We start from the raw sequence: 2,998 nt of genomic DNA on the forward strand, positions 1-2,998 counted from the left end.
GATAACTATGAAAGCATTAAGAGTTGCGGGAAAAGTTGTAGGTACAGTCGGAAGATATACGCTTGCAGGCGCACTTATCATCGGACATTTCGTAATGAACATAATCGGCGTTTTGATTTGCGCCATCACCTCGCAGGGCTAAGGAGTCAAGTATGGATAAAAAAGAAACAACGCCGAGAAGAACGGCGCGCAGAAACTACGAAGAACGCAATAAAGAAAAACGTAAGCAGGCGAGCGGAAACTTCGGTACGATGATACCGAGAGATCTGTTCGAGGAAATCAACGAGTTTTTGGCGAAATACCATATTACGAAAGTGCAGTTGATTTTCGCAGGATATGAAGCCCTGAAAGAACAGATTAGAAAGGAAACGGAAACCACAACTTAATTGTGTATGCGGAAGGCATAGACACGAACAAAGAATCAATTTTAATTGATGAAGCGTAAGTGACTATGCCTTCTGACAACTAAATAACTTTCTCTGCGCTTCATCGAAAAGGAGGACTTTACGGTAAGCGCGGAAGAAAGACAGAAAAACGAAATGATATATCTTGCGTCGGTCGCTGTCATTCGTCGATTGTATCTGAACAAGATAGTCGATGTGGAAATACTGAAACGGCTGAACAAGAAAAACGCGGAAACAATGGGGTGTATCCCTGTGGATTTTATACACTATTGGTGTAACGGGGATAAAGAGCAAATGCTTCGTATCTTTGCAACGAGTGGCTTATTCAGACCGAATAAATCGCCGGACTATTACGAGGGAACGGCAATCAAGGCATTGCGCGAAATACCCGTTAAATCGACCTATACGCCGACTATTCCGAAAAACAACGGCGGCAACGGAAAGAGATAAAGAGTATAGAAAAAGGCTACGGCGAGTAGCCGTAGCCAAAAGCAAAACTATTTCAATAAGTCGAACAAATATCCTTCGTCGGATTTGTGCTTTCCGTGGGTGCGATGGTATTCAGTAATAGCGGAAGTTAAAAGGTCTATGCGGTCTTGAAAATACTCTTCGTAAAACGCAGTGGAATTGTCGTATTTCTTGCGATTATATACGACGTTTTGTTTGCAGAAGTCTTTTGGCTTTTTCTTAGCCTTAACTTTTTCAAATTCGGATACTTTGTTCTCCGCAATGATAAGCAACATTTCAAGTTCCGGCTTCGTGCAGAATTTCGCTTGGGATTTGATGGATAAAAGCAATTCCTTGGGGATTTTCAATGAGTCCGTCATTTTGTCCCCGATCCGATAAATCGCAATCTCGCCGTGATATGCGTCAAGCGCGGGTTTTAATTGCGGCGAGGTGAGCTGGCGAGCGTGAAAGGGGCGCATATCGAGCAAATCGTCGCGTGTGAACTTCAATTTGCCGTTATCGAGCAAAAGATTTATGATTTTCAGTTCGTTCGGACCTTCGCACATTATAAGGATTTTCATTTCAAAAACTCCTTCTTAATGTTCATAAGGTCGTCGTAGTTGACGGAAGTCTTAAATGCGTCGTTATAAAACTGACGGCTCTTTGAAAGTTCTACGCGGATATCGAAGTTCTCGTACATATTCTCGGCAACGATTTTTTTATTCGCACGGCAAACCCAGATATTGTCCTGACGATTGAACAAATCGAGCAGTTCGCAATAATGTGTGGAGAAATAGAGCGTGGCGTTGAACTTGTTGACAGATTTATCCTTATACAGATTGATGATATTTTCGACGAGCGTTTTGTGGAAATGGTTTTCTATTTCATCGATGATAAGGTCGAATCCGTATTTAAGCGATGCGATGACGGTAACGTAAAGAAGTAATCCTTTGGTTGTGCCGCTCGATAAAAAGTGGACGAGTTCCTTATTCGAAACAATCTTTTTGCCCGAGGCAAGAGAAAGTTCGTAATTGTGTTCGTCGAGCATCGTGAGACCTTTTACGTTTTCGTCGAATAAGTGCAAAACTTTTGCTAAAACGGAAGGGGACAACTTATACAGTTTCAGCGCATTGAACATTAAGCGATAGGTGTTTGCGCCTTCGCCGTCCGAATTAAAATATACGGCTCGTGTTTCTTTCTTCTTTAATACGAAAAACACGATAGACGTATCTTCTGGCAAAATGCCGATATTCTCGACTGGGACAAAATCGTCGTCTGAGAAAATCGTTTTCGCTTTGGACTTATAGTAGACCTTTTCGAGAAGTTGCTGATTAGAAAACGTCGCCTTATCGTTTAAGGTTTGCGATGACGAAATATCGGTGGAATACTTATAGATTTTCCCTTCGTGATAGAAAAACAGGGTTAAGTGAATTCCGTCATAAGAATAATTTTTATCTTCGAGCGAAAAGTTGCCGAGTATGGAATAAGCGCAATCGAGAAGATCAAGGAAAGAAGTTTTACCGGAAGCGTTTTTTCCGATAAACGCGACGGTGTTATATACGAATAAGCCGTCTGCGATTTCCTGAAGCTCGTATTCTTTATCTTCGGTTGTTTTCTTGGATTTGGCTGTGAAGTCGAGTACGCAATCGTTTTGAATGTTTTTGAAGCCCGAGGCTTTGACGTAAAGCAATTTCATGTTCTTTACCTCCGTGCTTATATTATACACGATAAAACGAAAATAAACAAGTATTTTGTTTGAGATTTTATGAAAAATATTTTTGAGGCGATTTTATAAGAAAATAAAACAGAAATTTCGACAAAATCGAACGAGGATAGAGTGAGTTGAGGGACTTTTGAAATAGTAAACACAAAAAATTTTTTTTCAGGAGGTAAAAAATGAAGAAAAAGAGTATACGAGATACTCCCGTTATCGTAATTCCGAAAGGGTATACGATAGACGAAATGTTGGATTTCGACGACGAGGGGTATGAAAACGGCGAACCCGTGGCGGTAGAGGAGGTGAAAGTTGTCTTTGGAGAATGAAGAAAGAAATTCGGCGTATGAAAAATTAACGCCGCAGCGAAAGCAACTCGTGGACAAGGTTATGGAAAACCTTGAAAAGGGCAATTTGTTCTGGTCGCAAGGGT

At 41.0% G+C, this 2,998-nt stretch carries 5 protein-coding genes; 3 read left to right on the top strand and 2 right to left on the bottom strand.

Annotation, left to right across the window (positions count from 1 at the left end):
• Positions 1-152: 152 nt before the first annotated feature.
• Entirely contained in the window at positions 153-386 is a 234-nt protein-coding gene (locus tag Q5866_RS20985; RefSeq protein WP_177702213.1) for a hypothetical protein, read from the top strand.
• Positions 387-539: 153 nt separating this feature from the next.
• Entirely contained in the window at positions 540-854 is a 315-nt protein-coding gene (locus Q5866_RS20990; RefSeq protein ID WP_177702211.1) for a hypothetical protein, read from the top strand.
• A gap of 47 nt (positions 855-901) precedes the next feature.
• Here Q5866_RS20990 and Q5866_RS20995 read toward each other — a convergent pair whose 3' ends face one another.
• Together Q5866_RS20995 and Q5866_RS21000 are read right to left on the bottom strand one after the other, a co-directional pair.
• Positions 902-1,432, bottom strand: coding sequence for a GNAT family acetyltransferase (locus Q5866_RS20995; RefSeq protein ID WP_177702048.1), 531 nt, complete (start codon positions 1,430-1,432; stop codon positions 902-904).
• Entirely contained in the window at positions 1,429-2,577 is a 1,149-nt protein-coding gene (locus Q5866_RS21000) for an ATP/GTP-binding protein (RefSeq protein WP_303182341.1), read from the bottom strand. The genes Q5866_RS20995 and Q5866_RS21000 overlap by 4 nt, the downstream gene beginning before the upstream one ends.
• Positions 2,578-2,747: 170 nt before the next feature.
• Here Q5866_RS21000 and Q5866_RS21005 point away from each other — a divergent pair, with 170 nt between their 5' ends.
• Complete coding sequence (locus Q5866_RS21005) at positions 2,748-2,894, top strand: hypothetical protein (RefSeq protein ID WP_177702050.1); 147 nt, start codon at positions 2,748-2,750, stop codon at positions 2,892-2,894.
• The last annotated feature ends 104 nt before the right edge of the window (positions 2,895-2,998 follow it).

The organism is uncultured Butyricimonas sp. (assembly GCF_959596855.1).
GTDB lineage: Bacteria > Bacteroidota > Bacteroidia > Bacteroidales > Marinifilaceae > Butyricimonas > Butyricimonas muris.